The sequence below is a fragment of the Bacillus sp. FSL L8-0199 genome (genome assembly GCF_038005705.1).
GTDB lineage: Bacteria > Bacillota > Bacilli > Bacillales > Bacillaceae_G > Bacillus_A > Bacillus_A cereus.
Genome location: NZ_JBBOTS010000001.1, coordinates 1,400,398 through 1,418,451, shown reverse-complemented (window position 1 = coordinate 1,418,451; position 18,054 = coordinate 1,400,398). Strand labels below are relative to the sequence as shown.

The window sequence follows — 18,054 nt, the reverse complement described above, 5'->3', positions numbered from 1 at the left end:
TAGATTTGACGAGTTTACATTCATTCCAATCCGTAAGGGCTAATTAAAGTCTCACTTTATCTTTGAAAATTCATTTTTTCACCATAATCTTTAACAATCTGAATTATATTTTGAAACACACCTATTTTTTCTTTTTCACTGTTTAATATTTTCAAATCATAATTTTCGTAATATGTTTCTAATGATTTTAATTGTGATTCTGAAGCGCTTTTTATCGGAACAGTAGCATGTAATTCATATTGCTTATACCCTTCCTTTACTTTTTCACCTAAAATCATTTCACTCTCTTTTGCTCCAATTAATTTTTGAACTTTTTCTGGAAAATTGAGTTGCAAATAATATTCTTGCTCCTTCACTAACTTATTGTATAGTGATTGTGAAATCGTATACCGTACTGTATAATTCACGTTTTGATCGCCTGTTTTAATATGAAACGCGGTAATCTGCAAATCTTTTTTTGTTACTTCCGTTAAAGGGCTTACCTGCATCTCATCTTCTTTTTGTTCTGAGACATTTGGAAATATATCCAAAAGCTTTTCCGTATCTTTTTCATTCAACATATACATAGCTTTCTTATATTGCACCCATCCTCGTCTATCTTCTCCCCTTAACCATGCATAATAAGTTTCTTTTTTCCCATCTCTACTAATTTGTATTTCATATTCAGGTTCACCGAAGCTTCCTGTTATTTCTTGTTTCTCAGCTTTATTCAAAATGTCTATTACTAACTTCGCTTCTGATTCCTGCAACTTTTTCTCTTTATGTTTTTTTTGTATAACGGTTACCCCTATTGTTTCTTTCACTTCATTCACCGTCTCTTCTACTTTTTTTGTTTCTTTTTTCGGCTCAACTTGACCACAAGCTGCTAGTAACATAACAAACAACAACACCAATACATATTTCCCTTTCAAATTAATCCTCCTCTTACGATAAGAAATCCTTATAACCTTCATACATAAAACAAAAACGTGACATCCTATTAAATACGCTATACTAATCATTGAAAGGAGGTCTTTATCATGTCCATTAATTTTCATGATGAAAATAATAAGTACACATATGCAACAAGAAACGCTCATATTTCTTGGGCTGAAATGGTAAAAAACATTACAGAAATACAAAACAAGCAAATAATTGATATCGGCTGTGGTGGTGGGATTTATACGAAAGAACTCGCTCTTATGGGAGCCAATAATGTTGTGGGACTTGATTTTTCAAAAGAAATATTACAAGCTGCAAAAGAAAATTGTAACAACTTTCCAAACATTTCATTCATCCACGGTGATGCACATAATATCCCATACCCTAATGAAACATTTGACATAGTTATTTCGCGTGCAGTTATTCATCATTTACAAGACATTCCTACATTTTTACGTGAAGCTTCTCGTATATTAAATAAAAACGGTGTACTTATTTTACAAGATCGAACAATTGAAGATTGTACAATTCCAGGAAGTCCCGAACATATTCGCGGATATTTTTTCTCTTTATTTCCAAAACTTATTGAAATAGAGTCAAAAAGACGTCCAAAAACCAACACTATACAGACTGAATTGCAAAAACATTCTCTTCATGTACTTCCCACACAAACACAATGGGAAATACGAAAAATACATGATTCTGTAGAAGCATTATTGCAAGATTTATCTCCTCGAACAGGTCGATCCATTCTATATGAGTTAACAGATGATGAACTTTCTCAACTTCTACAACATATACAGACCGCATTACAAAACGTCTCTCCTATTATTGAAAGAGATCGATGGACAATTTGGAGCGCGATGAAGTTGTAAGGAAGGAAGCCTCACAAAATAATGTGAGGCTTCCTTTTTTCATAATCTAATTTTGCAACACTCTTGATATCCTCCACTTCTGGCCTGTGCACTTCCACACTTCGGACATACTAAATATCTAGACTGATTTGTCAACAAACTACCTTTTTGAAAGAGTAAAACTTCTGCTTGTTTAAACGAACGCGAATAATATAACCACATAAAACCAATTATAGCAATAATGCCAAATAATACTCCCATCGCAAGCATTTCAGTCACCTCTTTTGGTTTGTTCTTTCCAGCAAGTGGATTGTTGTATTATTCTCTGTAAATTCAAACAATCCCTTCTTTACTCCTATAAATATCAACTTTCTCTATAAATTTTACAATTCTCCGCAAATTTTTACTTCCATTTTACAATTCATTATTCCTTTTGCAACAACGAATATCACTTTCGATATTTCCGTATATAAATATATCTTTCAAAAAACATATTGACTTTCTAAAAAAAACATGCAACAATACTGTCAGAATACTTGAATAAAAATTCATTGACGAGAACGAGTACGTTATAGAACTGTTCCCCAGAGAGTTGGCGATTTGCTGAAAGCCAACGTTCAGCGCGTAACCGAAAATCATCTCCGAGAAGTAGAACCGAATGTTACAGTAAGTTCTTACCGGCCGTCCCCCGTTACAAGGAACACGTATCATGTTGTACGTTGCAAAGCCGTATACATATAGATTTATTTCTACATGTGTAAATTAGGGTGGTATCGCGGGTAAATATAACTCGTCCCTTTCTTTAGGGACGAGTTTTTTGTGTTCTTACAAATGAATGAAAAAGGAGGAAAAACAATGAACACTGTATCAAAAAAACATATTTTTTTCACGGGTCTTATGCTATTTTCTTTATTTTTTGGGGCAGGTAATTTAATTTTCCCTCCCATGCTTGGGCAAAACGCAGGTGAAAACTTTTGGCCAGCAATGATTGGATTTTTACTAACAGGAGTTGGCTTACCACTACTTACTGTTATCGCAATTTCTCTATCAGGAAATGGAATGCAACAACTTGCAAGTCATGTTCATCCATTATTCGGAATTTTCTTTACAGTGGTTGTATACATTGCCATCGGTCCATCCATGGGCATCCCACGTGTTGCAAATGTCGCTTATGAAATGGGTGTTAGTTCTTTCTTGCCAGAAACAATCCGCTCTAGCAGCCTAGTACTATTTGTATATACAATCATCTTCTTTACTATCGTATTTTGGCTGAGTTTGAATCCATCTAAACTTGTTGATCGTATTGGAAATGTATTAACACCTATTTTATTACTCTCTATTTTCTTATTGTTTGTTAAAAGTGTATTTACACCACTTGGACAATCAGGACCAGCAATGCAAGAGTATCAAACTTCTCCAATCTTCAAAGGCTTTATGGAAGGCTACTTAACAATGGACACCATTTCAGCACTTGCATTCGGAATTATCGTTGTAAATGCAATTCGCTCTAAAGGTGTGAATGATCGTAAGTCCATTGCCATCGCCACAGCAAAAGCAGGGCTTATTGCCGCTACAGGGCTCGTACTTGTATACGGTGCACTCGGCTGGCTTGGGGCAACTAGCGTCTCGCTCGGATATGCAAAAAATGGCGGACAGCTACTTACTGTTATCGTACAACAATTATTCGGTCCATATGGTTTGCTCCTATTATCTCTTATCGTTACACTCGCTTGTTTAACGACATGCGTTGGACTCGTCTCTGCGTGCAGCCAATATTTTTCAACATTATTGACTACATTTTCATACAAAACGTTCGCGAGTATCATTTGCGCATTAGGATTACTAGTTGCCAACTTAGGTTTAACGAAAATTATCGCAATCTCTGTTCCAATTCTGCTTGTTGTGTATCCAATTGCAATTGTACTTGTACTACTATCATTGCTTCATAAATACTTCGGTGGATATCGCTCTGTTTATGTAGGTGCTTTAATCGGAGCAGCTGTAGTAAGCGTATTTGATGGATTAAAACAAGGTGGTATTTCAGTTTCATTTATCACACCATATTTTGAATTTATCCCTTTATATAATGAAGGAATCGGCTGGCTAATACCAGCATTAGTAGGAGCTCTTATTGGTCTTGCAATGGCTAAGCTAAGCGGTACGAAAAAAGTTCCATTAGTAACCGACTCTCACGAAGTAAAAGCCTCCTAAAAAAACTCCCAAAAGGGAGTTTTTTTACATTTGATACGCAGCATGATTAAAACTGCTTATTTTATAAGCTTTCGTATAATATTCAATATTCGTATCAACTGTTTCTACCTTGACAACATCATAGTGCTCTTCTTGCTTTACTAAAAATAAATAGTATTCCTCTGTTGCCTCAATAATCGCAATTTTATCTGTTTCAACATTATATTGTTCACAAAGCGCTTGTAATGCGTTCACATAATCCCCTAATTTTTTAGACTTATCCATTCCGAATATAGTTTGAACTAACATATACATTCTCCCCTTTATATGTACTGTTAACACCTCGATGATAACGCTTACATTATTTATCGTCAATAAAAACATTCAATTGTTTTAACGCCAAATCTATATTGTATCGAGCCAATAATCAGCGAGGAATTCCCCGCCAATTAAAGCTTCACTTTATCCCGCATTAACTGCCCGTAAAAACCCGATTGGTGAGAGCTGATAATCAGTGGGGGATGAATCCCTCCCACTGATTAAAGTTTCACTTTATCACTTCGTTAATTGATGCCTAAATGCATAAATAACCGCCTGAGTACGATCACTTACATTCAATTTATTTAATATATTACTCACATGTGTCTTTACCGTTTTCAGTGCAATAAATAACTCGTCCGCAATCTCTTGATTACTTTTCCCCTCTGCAATTAATAACAAAATCTCAAACTCTCTTTCCGTTAAATCATCATGCAAAGGTTGCTCTTTCTTTTGACGCATACGGGACATCATTTTCCCGGTAACTTTTGGCTCTAATACTGTTTCTCCATCATAAGTAGCTCGTACAGCATCAGCAATATCACTTGCCCTTGATGTTTTTAATAAGTAACTGGTCGCCCCAGCCTCAATAACAGGATACAATTTTTCGTCATCTAAAAAGCTTGTTACAACTACAATTTTTGCTTCTGGCCATTCTTGAATAATAGCACGTGTTGCTTCGACACCATCCATCTCATCCATAACAAGGTCCATTAAAATAATATCCGGTCTTAATTGCAATGCTAATTCTGATCCTTTTCTTCCATTCTCAGCTTCTCCTACTACTTCAATATCTGGCTGTGTAGATAAATATGCCGATACACCCATACGAACCATTTCATGATCATCGACAAGCAATACTTTTATCATACTTCTCCCCCTCTCTCAATCATAATCGGTACTTTTACTTCTATTTGTGTACCTTTTGCTGGGAAACTAAGTACCTTGAGTGTCCCACCAATTTCATGAACACGCTCTTGCATCGATCTTAGGCCATATGAACCAGCCTTATTAACCCCTACTTCAAACCCAACGCCGTCATCAATGATTTTTAAAATCGCATATTGATCAATTTTTCGAAGGCGCACTTCTGTTTTCTTTGCCTTCGCGTGTCGCAACGTGTTTGATAGCGCTTCTTGCACAATACGGAATAAATGATCTTCTACACCTTTTTTTAATTCTATTGGCTCAATAAGCCATTCAATTTTCATATGTTGCTTTCGCGATAATTCCGTCAATAATTCCTCTATACCTTGTGTCAGTTTCTTACCTTCTAATTGTACAGGCCGTAAATGAAGAAGCAACGCTCTCATTTCTGATTGTGCATTTACAACCATATTTTCAACGAGCTGCAACTGCTTTTTTGTCGTTTCTGGAATTTCAGCTACTTGTTCATTAATAGCTGACATCATCATCGACATTGCGAAAAGCTGCTGACTCACTGAATCATGCAACTCCCTTGCTAAACGATGCCTTTCTTGAGAAATCGCTTCTTGTCTCATCTCTTCATTCCAATGAGCTCGTTCATTCGTTACTTTTTGAAAGAGTCCAGCTTGCTCCTCTAATCGACGAGCCAGAACGATTACTTTTCGTTCCACTTCATGAAATTCATCATCTGCAGTAAACGAAACATCGCTCGGAAAATTCCCTCGCTCTACTTCAAATAGAAACGTATTTAATCCTTGTATACGCTGCTCTATATAGTAACCGATTGCATATCCTACAATTCCCCCGATAAGTAAACTTGTAGTCATAATAAACAAGCCAATTGGAACAGAAGCGATGGATTCCTTCCATAATAAATCATACACTTGTTGCTCGCTTTTCCATACATATACAATTGTACAAATGAGTGCGATACTAACAGAGGACAACATAGAATAACGAATATACATCCACGAAATATTTTTTTGTTTCTTCATTATACTTTCCTCACTTCCGTGTCGCCTACGACAAGCGAAGAAATAATTTTAATACGACGAGGAGCCTCTTTATACTGCTCTGTTCTAAATGTAACATTGCGGTTAAACCCTGTCTCTTCATGACCTGGCAAGAGCACACGTCCGACAATAACAGAATGATTTAAAGAAAGTTCAATATCATATGGCACATATAAACGAATATTGCCAACGACACCCCGAATAACAATTACCGTTTCCCCTTCTGGAATCATAGCAGTCGTTAAATCTATTTCCACATCACAGGCACCATATTGAACATTAATATCCTCAAGTTCATAAATATGATCCATCATTCGTACATTGCCTACAAACATATTTTTTAAATATGTTTCTGTACGATATATTTGCTTCTCTTCGTCTATAATCCCTTTTTCTTTAATTTCAACCTTCATTGCTTTTTGCTGATGTCCTTGTTGAATCAATTGATAACCTATTAAAGCTAAACAAGCAAATACGACAAGAACAAATGCTGCTGATGAAAATAAGAAGAATAAAAATACGATACCACCAACAAATAAAAATACATTTCCCCGTACATAACGATTCTTTTTACGATAATGCCTTCCAAACATAAGCATAATAAATGCAAAAATGAGACCACCTGGTTCAAAATGTCCAAGTATCATATCAAGAAAAAGACCGAATCCAAATATGATGAGGAGCATCCCCATTAATTGTGTCTTTGAAAAATGTTTCTTCATTTCAGCTCCCCCCTTCTTGTCACATATACATAGAAGAAAAGGCATTGCTTTCCAACACCTTTTCTCCTATCACTATATCATAAGCCTGTTTTATAATATACCACTATTATTTTGTTAACTCTTTCGTTAACGATACATCATTCTTTTCTTTCATTTCACGCTCAAGTTTTGCAATTTTCATATCAAACGTGTCACGCTCATGCTCTTCATTCATACGAGTTTCTAAGTCACGAATATGATCTTCAATCTCTTCAAATCGTAAGAACGGATTATTTTCATCCATTTTATGCATCGCAGTATTCATACGACGATTTGCATGTGCCATATTTTCACGTGCCATTAGTTCCATTCGTTTTGCGTGCATTTCTTTTAATTTATTTTTCATTTCAGAAAGACGACGCTCTAACTCATCAATTTGCTCTACAACACCTGCATACATTTCTTCTAATCGAGTTACTTGCCCTTCATAATAAGCTACCTCTTCTAACGCACGTTCGTGCAATTGTAATTCGCCTGCTTCTTGAGCACTGATAGCTTGCTTTGATCTTTTATTAACGAAATAACGTGCTTGCTCAAGCTCACGAGCAAAATTAGATTTTAATGTTTTATGACGCCCAATTAACTTCTCAATTTTTGTTATTTCACGCTCACTATCACGTAAATATTGGTTTAACATCGCAATTGGATTTTTTCTTTCCTTCTCATCTAACACGTTATGAAAATCAGCTAAAATTGCATCGCGTACACGTCCGAATAAAGATTGTTTCATTATAAATCTTCCTCTCTTCTACTTTATTTATAATTTGATTTATTGTTTTAGTTTTTCATTAATTTGTTCCACTCATCTTCAAAGTTGCTATATGGTTTAGAACTTTCTGGAGCAGATTCAACAACTACATCTTTTTCTTTTTTCCACTCACGGTATCCGTAGTATAAAACCACTAAAGCAGCGATACCGATTAATGCTGGTGAATGAGAAAGTGCAATGGATAAACCGATTAAACCAACAATACCCCAAGCTAACTTTCCAAAAAATGATTTAGCTCGCACAAATGATTTATAGCTCCAATATACAACTCCTGCTCCGATTGCGAATCCTACAATACCAGCAAGACTACCAAGAGCAATTAAAGCCAAAATACCGGCTGCGATAAACGCTAGAAATTGTTTCATCTTGTGCTTGCCTCCCTTCGATTTGATACTCTTATCTTAACTAATTTTTCGTCTTCCCATAACGAGCTTAAGAACCGTTTTTAACTCAGACTTAAGACCGAGTCATATTCAGCCCTTTACGCAAAAAAACGTGCAGAATCTATTCTCTGCACGTTTTTTAATTACTAACATTCATATTAAATTAAGCTGTTTTATGATACTCTTTTTTCTCAGCTACTTTCGAAAACCTTGGAAACCCAATTAAAATAGAAACAATCCCACATACTCCAACTAACATTGGATAAAATGCATATGGCAACAATTCAACCGGAGATAACGCTGCAAATCCTGCTGCCGTTAACATTTGGGCACCGTACGGAATTAATCCTTGCACACAACATGAGAAAAGATCTAATACACTCGCTGATTTACGAGGGTCTATTTCATATTGATCTGCAATATTTTTTGCAAGGGGTCCTGTAAAGATAATTGAAATCGTATTATTCGCTGTACACATATTCGTCATACTCACTAAACCAGCAATACCAAATTCCGCTCCTTTTTTCGAACGAATATTACGTGTTAATACATTCATCAAATATTGAATACCACCATTATATTGGATTAATTCAACCATACCGCCAATTAATATAGCAAGTAATACTAACTCCATCATACCGCCCATTCCAGTCGTTACACTTTTAAAGAAACTTTCTAACGTGTAACTTCCATCTATAAGACCGATAACACCAGATAGTACAGTTCCACCAGTTAATACAATAAGTACATTCCAGCCAAGTAGCGCTGTAATAAGTACTCCTGCGTACGGTAAAATCTTTATCCAATCAAAGTTATGTGCTTTAATGTGCGTGTCACTTCCTGAAGTAACTATTACTAATAGTACAATTGTAATAATAGCCGCTGGTAACACAATTAAAAAGTTCGTTTTAAACTTATCTTTCATTTCTGTTCCTTGTGAACGAACAGCTGCAATTGTTGTATCTGAAATAAATGATAAATTATCACCAAACATCGCTCCGCCAACAACAGTAGCCATTGCAAGCGCAATTGAGATATCAGTTTGACCACTAATACCTACAGCAATCGGCGCTAATGCTGCAATTGTTCCCATTGAAGTTCCCATCGCTAATGAAATAAATGCACCAATAACAAAGATTCCAGCTACGATAAATCCTGGCGGTAAAATAGTTAACGCTAAATTAACAGTTGAGTCTACTCCGCCCATTCCTTTAGCAGTTTCAGAAAATGCACCTGCAAGCACAAAAATTAATACCATAATCATAATATCCGGATTTCCTGCACCTTTAGCGAACCGCTCTACTTTCACATTAAAACTTTCTTTACGATTCATCACTAAAGCGACTCCTACAGCAATTGAAATCGCTACAAGTATCGGCAATTTATAGAAATCACCTGTAATAATTCCAGAACCAATAAATAGCGCCAAAAATATCCCAAGTGGTAATAAAGCTAAACCATTTTCTCTCGTTTCTTTCAAAGTACCATCTCTCCCTAGTTTCAACCTTTTTCTAATGAATAACAAAAGACCTCTTCCGATGAGAAGAGGTCTTATACATCTATAAGAAACACTCTTCTCATCTTTCAAGCACACGCTTGCTGGATTTGGCACAGCACTCTGAAATCGAGTCCGCTGCCGAGGCATCGTAGGGCCAGTCCCTCCGCCTCTCTTTATAAGAAGGTTTCATATTTATTTTTTAATAATAATTTCTTCCCTAACTTTACTCGCTTACAAAAAAAAAGTCAATTATTTTTTGTATAGATTTTTTTGGTAATTATACAAAAATTTGAATACAGCAATCATTTCAACTTTTCTATTTCTTCTTTCAATATTGAAATCCAATAAAATTTACTATTTTTTATTGTTGCTAATATCCATTTCGTAGTATACCAAGCTAACTCATACTCTTCCTTCGTGACATCGCCACTTTTATAAGCATACTCTAGCTCCTCTTCATCTAATACATACACCTTACCGCTAGGTAATAATACTACATCTAAATATAAATCATCAAAATACGGTAAACCACGATCGTCTATTTTATATTCTTTCGCCACATCTATATAATATTGCACTAATTTTTTCTGATCATCTAACATAGCGGTAATCGCAAAGTTTTTCCCGTCTATGAAATATTGAATCCACGTATACTGATCCGCTGCAATACAAAGTTCTTCACCATCATATTCTTTACAACTAGGCTCTCTCACCTTTTTTATATCCAGTATTCCGAGCATTCCCTCTTCCACTTGCTTAACCGTATAACTCTTTTCTATTAGTCTCTTCCACGAAGAACCGTCACCATATTTTCGTTTCATTATGTCTGCTCCTCTTCTATATACAGAAAAGCTCCCACATATTATGTGAGAGCTTGTTCATATTATAATTAAGCCGCTTGACCCTTTTCAGAAATCTCTTTTAAATAAGCTTGTCCTTTTTCAGCGTCATATTGACCTTCCCACTTAGACATAACTACAGCTGCTAAAGAGTTTCCTACAACGTTAACTGCTGTACGAGCCATATCTAAAATACGGTCAATACCAGCAATGAACGCTAAGCCTTCAGGTGGAATACCTACTGTACCAAGTGTCGCTAATAATACAACGAATGATACGCCCGGTACACCTGCGATACCTTTTGATGTAACCATTAATACAAGCAATAATGTAATTTGTTGTGTAATAGATAAATCAATACCGTACATTTGCGCTAAGAAAATAGCCGCAATTGCTTGATATAAAGTTGATCCATCTAAGTTAAATGAATAACCTGTCGGAATAACGAAAGATGTAATTGCTTTCGGACAACCGAATTTCTCCATTTTCTCCATGATTTTTGGTAAAACTGTTTCTGAGCTTGCTGTAGAATACGCTAAGATCAGCTCGTCTTTTAAAATCTTAAAGAATTGGAAAATGTTGATTCCAAATATTTTCGCTGTAAGTCCTAAGACAACTACGACGAAGAAGATCATTGCCCCATATACGACAATTAGTAATTTCCCTAATGGAATTAATGAAGCAAGACCAAATGTAGAAACTGTAACACCAATTAGTGCAAACACACCAAATGGTGCAAATTTCATAACTTGGTTTGTTACGTAAAACATTGCGTCAGCTACACCTTGGAAAAATTGAAGAACTGGTCTTCCTCTTTCACCAATTGCTGCTACACCTAAACCAAATAGTACAGAGAAGAAGATAATAGCAAGCATATCTCCGTCAGCCAATGACTTCATAATGTTCGTTGGAACAATATTTACAAACGTATCTGCAAATGAATGACTTTGTACTTGCTCTGTCGTATGTGTATATTTCGAAATATCTGTCTTTGTTAACTGCTCCATATTTACGCCTTTTCCTGGTTGGAAAATATTCGCTATTAATAGACCAACAATAATTGCAATTGTTGTAATAATTTCAAAGTAAAGAATTGTTTTTCCGCCTAGTCGACCTAGTTTTTTAACATCGCCAACACCAGCAACCCCAACAACAATACTTGCTACAACAATCGGTACAACGATCATTTTAATTAATCGGATGAAAATATCACCAATTGGTTGTAAGTACTTCACAACAGCTGGATTATCAAAGAAAATCGCCCCAACCGCAATACCAAGCGCAAGCCCTATTAATATTTGCCATGCAAGTCCTATTCTTTTCATATTTGTTGTAACCCCCTCTTCGATGTGTCACTCTATCTCTCATTCTATCTCTATAAAACTAAGAAATTAAGAGTATTACATATTATTCGACAATTCACTACATTTTGTCCCTGTTAAAAATCATAAATCAAAAATTTAAATCTGACAACAAAATAACTTTGCCCGAACACAAATAATTTTCTTGACAAAAAGCAGACCCATGTCAGAAAACCTAACATGAGAACGATTCCTCACTAGTGTTTTATTAGCTTTCCAAGTAATATTTTACCTCATAAAAACGATTACTTTCCTTCTTCATTTTACAGATTAATTCCAAAATATACCTTTGTTACACATATGAATAAAATGTATGTACTATGACAATTACAGTTGAAAAATGATAAATTCCGACAAAACTTAGCAATTTTATAAAGTTTTCTTTACATTATGATTACAACGATAGACACTCTTCTTCTTATGATATATAACATTCATAGAGAAAGGAGTCAGACAACTATGAAAAAGAAATTTGCAGCGTTTAGTGTTTTAGCAGCAGGAACGATTTTTGCTTCCCCGTTACTTTCACCCGTATACGCTGAAACAAATCAAGATAAATTATCTAACATTCAATCTGAATTAGAAGGCAAACAAAGTGACTTACAAAATAAATCAGTCGAGAAAGAACAAATAGAAAAAGAAATTCAAGAATTACAGAAGAAAATTGATGAATTAACTACTTCTATTAATAAAAACGAAGCTGAATTAAACGATACAAAAAAAGAAATTAGCAAAACTCAACAAGTAATTGCTGACAAAAAGAAACATATAGAACAATTACAAACAAACATAGATACACGTCAGGAAGTTATTAAACAACGATTACAATCTATGCAAGAAAAACCTCGTACAAATATCATTACAGAGGTACTAACAAATTCTTCAAATATTGCCGATCTTGTTGATAATATGTACTCCGTAAGTTTAATATTAAACAACGATACAGATATTGTAAAAAAACAAACATCTGATCAAAATGCTGTAACTACAGAAAAAGAGGCTGTTGAGAAAAAAGAACAACAACTGAAAGAATCTGAGCAAAAACTAGAACAAAAACAGCAAGAATTACAAAATAACCAACAACAGCAACAAACTCTTATTAACGATCTACATACGAAAGTAGCAAAAGTAGATTCAGAGATTGAAGGATTAGAAGAATCCAAAGGCATTTTAGAAAATCAACGTCAAGCTGTGCAAAAAGCAATTGAAGAAGAAAAACGGGCCGAAGAAGCTCGTAAAGCGGAAGAAGCCCGCCAGGCAGAAGAGGCCCGCAAACAACAAGCTACTAAATCTGCTCAAGCAACTCAAGCCGCTCCAACACCACATGATACAAACATCGGTGGCTTTATCAAACCAGCAGCTGGATCAAAAACTTCCGGATTTGGTGTACGTTCTTTAGATAACCATAAAGGAATTGACATCGCTGCTTCGGGAACGGTTCCAATTATCGCCGCTGCAGATGGCGTTGTTATTCGTTCAGAATTATCATCTAGTTACGGAAACGTAGTGTATTTATCTCACCGTATAAACGGAAAAACATATACGACAGTATATGCTCATATGAATAGCCGTTCTGTATCGAATGGACAAACTGTAAAACAAGGCGATCAGCTTGGATTTATGGGGAACACGGGCCAATCATACGGACAACATTTACACTTCGAACTTCATCTTGGAGAATGGAATGTCGGCAAGACAAACGCAGTTGACCCATCTCCTTATATCGGATTATAAAAAACCTCGGTGCCTACCGAGGTTTTTTATTTACACTTCACACAATATAGGCATTCTACATAGACTATAACTAAATGCCTATAGTTTACGGGGTGATCAATATGAATACGCAATTACAACAAAAAATAGAAGAAGCTAGAGAGACGTATATTGGCCGGATATTTACATTTGGCGGCTCAGTATTATTTTTAATCGGTTCATTCCTTGCAGTCACTACAGCCTATAAAGCATATAATCGTTTATTACACTCATCAACATCCACATAAAAAAAGACGGGAGATCCCCGCCTTTTTTTATGCAAACATTTTAAATACACCTATCGCATTTAAAAATACAATTATTACAGTTACCGGAATAACATAACGAAGTAAGAAGAACCAAATGTTAAATAACGTTTTCCCCTTCGTTTCCGTCACTTCTAATTCTTTCATCAATAACTCTTTACTCATTTTATTTGGTACAAATAATGAAATAGCTAGTACTCCTAACGGCAGCAATACGTTACTTACCGAAAAGTCAACTAAATCAAAGAATGTTTTCCCGAATATTTTCACGTCACTCATAATCCCAAATGATAAAGCTGATGGAATACCGACTGCAAAAATAAGAATACCGATTAATAATGATGCTGATGGACGCTTCTTCTCATTACCTTTCGCAACAGATGCTACTACAATTTCAAGCATTGAAATTGCTGATGTTAAAGTCGCAAAGAAGAATAAAATTAAAAACATAATAAAGAAAAATTGACCAAATGGTATTTTTGCAAATACTGCCGGAAGGACGATAAACAGTAATCCTGGTCCTTCAGTCGGTTTAACTCCTAATGCGAAAATCGCTGGGAAAATTGCTAATCCTGCAAGTACTGTAACAAAAACAGTTAAACTCACAATAGATGTTGCTGATTTCGCTAAATGTTCTTCTTTCTTTAAATACGAACTATACGTGACCATTACTGAGGCACCTACTGTTAGCGAGAAGAAAGATTGTCCCATTGCATATAAAATCGTATCTGCTGTAAGCTTTGAAAAATCTGGCTTTAAGAAGAACTCTACTCCAGCAAAAGCACCATCGAGTGTTAACGCACGAACAATAATCGCAATAAATAAAATAAATAATAGCGGCATCATGTACTTACTTGCCTTTTCTATACCTTTCTCTACACCTTTACTTACGACAAAAATTGTACAAAGCATAAAGATAAATTGTGCTCCAATCGCACTTAACGGATTTGAAATCGTTTCACCGAACAATTGTCCATAATCAGCTGCTCTATTCCAGAAACTTCCTGTCACACTATAATATAAATAAAGTAAAATCCATCCACCTACAACACTATAAAAAGATAGTACACTAAAACAAGTAACAACTCCCATACGACCAATCCAAGGATATACTTTGCTATTTGGCACTAGTACTTTATAAGCTGTAACGGCCTCTTTTTGCGTGCTACGTCCAATAACAAACTCCGCTATTAGAAGAGGCATACCTATAAATAAAGTTAATAGTAAAAATACAAGGAAGAATGCGCCTCCCCCGCCATTACCTGCAACATATGGAAATTTCCATATCGCACCAAGACCTACTGCGGCTCCGGCTGCTGCGAGTACAAAGCCGATTTTCGACGTCCATTGCTGTGTTTCTTTCATCATAAATTCTCCTTTTCTGAACATTTAAACTTTTGTTAATTATACACTTTCATTTCATACTCGCACACCTCCTTTAGAAAATAAAAAAGTCCCCTACACGCAAATATGCATGTAGAGGACGATATATGTAATGTAAATACCGTGGTACCACCTCAATTGGATTGATAAATCCCACTTGTTCAAGTACAGGAATAATTCCGATACTCTATCCTTTTAACGGCGGAACCCGGGTTGCCTACTACAATGTTCAACATACCTCTCGCAAGCCCATTCTGTATATTTTATCGTACCGGGCTCCCACCTAACCCCAGCTCTCTGAACGCATCAAATATACGTACTCTTCTTGCTCATCGATTTCATCTATTGAAGTTACTTGTGATTATAAATTATATTTTTATATTTGTAAAGCGCACTTTATCTTTTATTATTTTAAAATCTTTTCCTCTAATTCTCGTAAAAAACTTTCTCTTTTCCCCTCGTTTTGCACATATACTGATTTCAACACTTCTTGGAGCAATATATTTCGTTCCCTCTTTTCTAACTGTAAATCTTTTAACTTCAACCTTACTTCATATAAAAAATCTAAATACGATTCATATGTCTCATCATATTTATTTGCAATATCATCTCGAATTTTTTTTGCGAGCTTCGGGCTCGCTCCCCCAGTAGAAACTGCTATATTAAGTAAACCACGATGAATCGCTGCCGGAAAATGAACATTACCACTTTCCGGATTTGTAATAACATTTACTAATTGATTCTCAGCGGCATCTTCAGCAACTTGTTCATTTAATATTGAATCACTACTCGCTGCAACAACTAAAAAAGCACTTTTAATATCACTTTTTTCATATTCTCTTTGATACCAACGAATTTTCTTTTCTTCCACAAGTTTTACTAAATTCGCATCTAATTCTGGACTGATCACAACTATATCCGCACCCTGTTTGAGTAAAGGAATAATTTTAAATCCTGCAACTTTTCCCCCGCCAATAACAACAACGCGTTTCTCATTAACTCGCACTGTAAGTGGATACATACTGATCTCCTTTCAATAACTCCGTCGTTTTCTGAATTAACATATCTTGAAACGCTTCATTCTTCCCTAAATATGGACTGATTTTTATCTCTTCCAATTCATATTGGCGCACTTCTTTCTCAATATGTTTCATAAGTAAACCTGTAAATAACAAGTAAGGCAGTACAACGATGTTCTTTTCTTTTCGTTCTACAACTTCCTTTAACTTCTCCTCAAATTTTGGCTCTGCAGCCGCTAAATAACAAACTTCTACTTTTTTAACCTTCTCTTTTGTTTGAAATAAAGAAGCAATCCAGTTTATATCTCTTAATACTTCAGGATCACTACTCCCTCTTGCAACGAGAAGTAACGTCACTTCATTTTTATCTTCCTGTTCGATGCCACTTCCGCTATACACCGATTTAACAAGTGTTTCTGATACACCAAACGGATTACCATAAGTCACTTTAACATTTGGATATTGATTCTTGAGCTTTACCAATTCAAACGGAATATCTTTCTTCACATGACCTGCCGCTAATAAAAAAACAGGGATAGCAATAATCTCTGTGGCCCCACGCTTCACACATGTACGAAAACCATCTTCAATAGAAGGATTCGCTAACTCTAAAAAACAAACTTCTTGAATAGTCGCTTCTATACGGCTCATACACGATGTAATAAATTGAATCGCCTCTTCTTTCGCTGTCTTCAAACGACTTCCATGACATATATATAAAACGGCTTTCATTTTACAACACTCCACTTACTTGATAAGCATTTTCTGTCTGCTTCTCAAACCAATGAATTTTTTCTCTAAAACGGACAACTTCTCCAATTACAATCATGCTCGGATTTTGAATTTGCTCTTTTTTCGCAACATCTACAATTGTCCCTAACGTTCCAACAACTGTGCGTTGCATAGACGTCGTCCCCTGCTCAATAATAGCAGCTGGCGTACTTTTATCTTTTCCATGCTTCATAAGTTGCTCACATATGTAGGGCAAATTACTAACCCCCATATATACCGCTAAAGTCTCTACACCTTTCGCTAAACTTTCCCATTTCACTTCTTCTTCAGCACCTTCTTTCCTATGCCCAGTCACAATAGCAAAACTTGCACTTGCATCACGGTGCGTCACTGGAATGCCCGCATAAGCAGGAGCAGCTATTCCAGCTGAAATACCAGGAATGATTTCAAATGGTACACCTTGCTTTGCTAATGCTTCAGCTTCTTCTCCCCCTCTACCAAACACAAATGGATCGCCGCCCTTAAGCCTCGTTACAACTTTTCCTTTTTTCGCATACTTAATAAGAAACGTGTTAATTGTCTCTTGCTTCATCGTGTGATAATTCGGGAGTTTTCCGCAATAAATTAAATCCGCGTCAGGCTTTGCGTGTGAAAGCAGCTCTTTATTCACAAGTCGGTCGTATAAAATAACATCTGCCTTCTCAATACATTTCAACCCTTTAACAGTAATTAAATCTGGATCGCCAGGACCCGCTCCAACAATATAAACCTTTCCCATCATCTCTCCTCATTTCTTCTATTAAAATGAAACTTCCATTCGTATATAAGAATGGAAGTTTTTATTTTTTCGTATTACTGATCTCTACTCATGGATAACAAATGCCGCACCTTTTCGAATCTTCTTTTTTTCAAACAAAGAAATCTCTTTTACCTCTGGCAACGGTAAAAAATGCTTTTCAAGCTCAATCTCCGCAAGCTTAAATGCCTGTTCTTCACTTTGAGCAACAACAACTATCGGAACAATATCACTCACTAATACAGCTTCAAATCGATATAAATCCATATCGT

General features: G+C 35.7%; 20 protein-coding genes, 1 riboswitch and 2 other annotated features. Of the genes, 4 read left to right on the top strand and 16 right to left on the bottom strand.

The features are described from left to right. Positions 1-56: 56 nt before the first annotated feature. On the bottom strand, positions 57-911 hold the full coding sequence (locus NST86_RS07425) for a hypothetical protein (RefSeq protein WP_000677063.1): 855 nt from the start codon (positions 909-911) through the stop codon (positions 57-59). 108 nt (positions 912-1,019) lie between these two features. Between NST86_RS07425 and NST86_RS07420 the strand changes: the two genes are divergently transcribed. After that, complete coding sequence (locus tag NST86_RS07420) at positions 1,020-1,796, top strand: class I SAM-dependent methyltransferase (protein WP_000026283.1); 777 nt, start codon at positions 1,020-1,022, stop codon at positions 1,794-1,796. A 39-nt stretch (positions 1,797-1,835) separates the two neighbouring features. Here the strand turns inward: NST86_RS07420 and NST86_RS07415 are convergent, their stop codons facing one another. Beyond that, positions 1,836-2,045 (bottom strand): hypothetical protein, encoded by a 210-nt coding sequence (locus tag NST86_RS07415; RefSeq protein ID WP_000880630.1) that lies wholly within the window; start codon positions 2,043-2,045, stop codon positions 1,836-1,838. 272 nt (positions 2,046-2,317) lie between these two features. After that, positions 2,318-2,576: a binding site (T-box leader), on the top strand. A 54-nt stretch (positions 2,577-2,630) separates the two neighbouring features. Between NST86_RS07415 and brnQ3 the strand changes: the two genes are divergently transcribed. Then, positions 2,631-3,986: a branched-chain amino acid transport system II carrier protein BrnQ3 gene (gene brnQ3, locus NST86_RS07410; RefSeq protein ID WP_001099175.1), complete on the top strand. Its 1,356-nt coding sequence runs from the start codon at positions 2,631-2,633 to the stop codon at positions 3,984-3,986. 24 nt (positions 3,987-4,010) lie between these two features. Here the strand turns inward: brnQ3 and NST86_RS07405 are convergent, their stop codons facing one another. The 9 genes from NST86_RS07405 to gltP form a co-directional block, all read right to left on the bottom strand. Further along, positions 4,011-4,349 (bottom strand): DUF3922 domain-containing protein, encoded by a 339-nt coding sequence (locus NST86_RS07405; RefSeq protein ID WP_115735452.1) that lies wholly within the window; start codon positions 4,347-4,349, stop codon positions 4,011-4,013. A 171-nt stretch (positions 4,350-4,520) separates the two neighbouring features. Next, a complete protein-coding gene (locus NST86_RS07400) occupies positions 4,521-5,153 on the bottom strand; it encodes a response regulator (RefSeq protein ID WP_000598707.1) in 633 nt (210 codons plus the stop codon). Continuing rightward, entirely contained in the window at positions 5,150-6,205 is a 1,056-nt protein-coding gene (locus NST86_RS07395; protein WP_044796643.1) for a sensor histidine kinase, read from the bottom strand. The genes NST86_RS07400 and NST86_RS07395 overlap by 4 nt, the downstream gene beginning before the upstream one ends. Further along, entirely contained in the window at positions 6,205-6,945 is a 741-nt protein-coding gene (liaF, locus tag NST86_RS07390; RefSeq protein ID WP_000716095.1) for a cell wall-active antibiotics response protein LiaF, read from the bottom strand. Before liaF ends, NST86_RS07395 begins: the two co-directional genes overlap by 1 nt. A gap of 106 nt (positions 6,946-7,051) precedes the next feature. Beyond that, positions 7,052-7,714: a PspA/IM30 family protein gene (locus NST86_RS07385; protein ID WP_227593364.1), complete on the bottom strand. Its 663-nt coding sequence runs from the start codon at positions 7,712-7,714 to the stop codon at positions 7,052-7,054. A gap of 47 nt (positions 7,715-7,761) precedes the next feature. Then, positions 7,762-8,118: a lmo0954 family membrane protein gene (locus tag NST86_RS07380; protein ID WP_000808640.1), complete on the bottom strand. Its 357-nt coding sequence runs from the start codon at positions 8,116-8,118 to the stop codon at positions 7,762-7,764. A gap of 181 nt (positions 8,119-8,299) precedes the next feature. Continuing rightward, entirely contained in the window at positions 8,300-9,616 is a 1,317-nt protein-coding gene (locus NST86_RS07375) for a Na+/H+ antiporter NhaC family protein (protein ID WP_000665465.1), read from the bottom strand. Between the two features lie 94 nt (positions 9,617-9,710). Then, positions 9,711-9,816, bottom strand: a riboswitch (SAM riboswitch). A 120-nt stretch (positions 9,817-9,936) separates the two neighbouring features. Further along, positions 9,937-10,455, bottom strand: a complete 519-nt coding sequence (locus tag NST86_RS07370) for a DUF402 domain-containing protein (protein WP_044796644.1) — start codon at positions 10,453-10,455, stop codon at positions 9,937-9,939. A gap of 68 nt (positions 10,456-10,523) precedes the next feature. Further along, the gene (gene gltP, locus NST86_RS07365) at positions 10,524-11,798 is read right to left on the bottom strand and encodes a glutamate/aspartate:proton symporter GltP (protein ID WP_000821130.1); all 1,275 of its coding nucleotides are present in this window, start codon (positions 11,796-11,798) and stop codon (positions 10,524-10,526) included. A gap of 495 nt (positions 11,799-12,293) precedes the next feature. Between gltP and NST86_RS07360 the strand changes: the two genes are divergently transcribed. After that, the gene (locus tag NST86_RS07360; protein WP_000726081.1) at positions 12,294-13,568 is read left to right on the top strand and encodes a murein hydrolase activator EnvC family protein; all 1,275 of its coding nucleotides are present in this window, start codon (positions 12,294-12,296) and stop codon (positions 13,566-13,568) included. Between the two features lie 101 nt (positions 13,569-13,669). Beyond that, positions 13,670-13,834 (top strand): hypothetical protein, encoded by a 165-nt coding sequence (locus NST86_RS07355; RefSeq protein WP_001096002.1) that lies wholly within the window; start codon positions 13,670-13,672, stop codon positions 13,832-13,834. 27 nt (positions 13,835-13,861) lie between these two features. Here NST86_RS07355 and NST86_RS07350 read toward each other — a convergent pair whose 3' ends face one another. The 5 genes from NST86_RS07350 to NST86_RS07330 all read right to left on the bottom strand — a co-directional run bounded on the left by NST86_RS07350 (position 13,862) and on the right by NST86_RS07330 (position 18,049). After that, entirely contained in the window at positions 13,862-15,217 is a 1,356-nt protein-coding gene (locus NST86_RS07350) for a sodium-dependent transporter (RefSeq protein WP_000665441.1), read from the bottom strand. A 111-nt stretch (positions 15,218-15,328) separates the two neighbouring features. Further along, positions 15,329-15,577, bottom strand: a binding site (T-box leader). Between the two features lie 64 nt (positions 15,578-15,641). Next, positions 15,642-16,256, bottom strand: a complete 615-nt coding sequence (locus NST86_RS07345) for an NAD(P)-binding protein (RefSeq protein WP_000283355.1) — start codon at positions 16,254-16,256, stop codon at positions 15,642-15,644. Continuing rightward, positions 16,231-16,986, bottom strand: a complete 756-nt coding sequence (locus tag NST86_RS07340) for a sirohydrochlorin chelatase (RefSeq protein ID WP_000648889.1) — start codon at positions 16,984-16,986, stop codon at positions 16,231-16,233. Before NST86_RS07340 ends, NST86_RS07345 begins: the two co-directional genes overlap by 26 nt. Before the next feature lies 1 nt (position 16,987). Beyond that, a complete protein-coding gene (gene cobA / locus NST86_RS07335; protein ID WP_000521255.1) occupies positions 16,988-17,764 on the bottom strand; it encodes a uroporphyrinogen-III C-methyltransferase in 777 nt (258 codons plus the stop codon). Positions 17,765-17,848: 84 nt separating this feature from the next. Next, a complete protein-coding gene (locus tag NST86_RS07330) occupies positions 17,849-18,049 on the bottom strand; it encodes a DUF3906 family protein (RefSeq protein WP_000366918.1) in 201 nt (66 codons plus the stop codon). Positions 18,050-18,054: the final 5 nt, after the last annotated feature.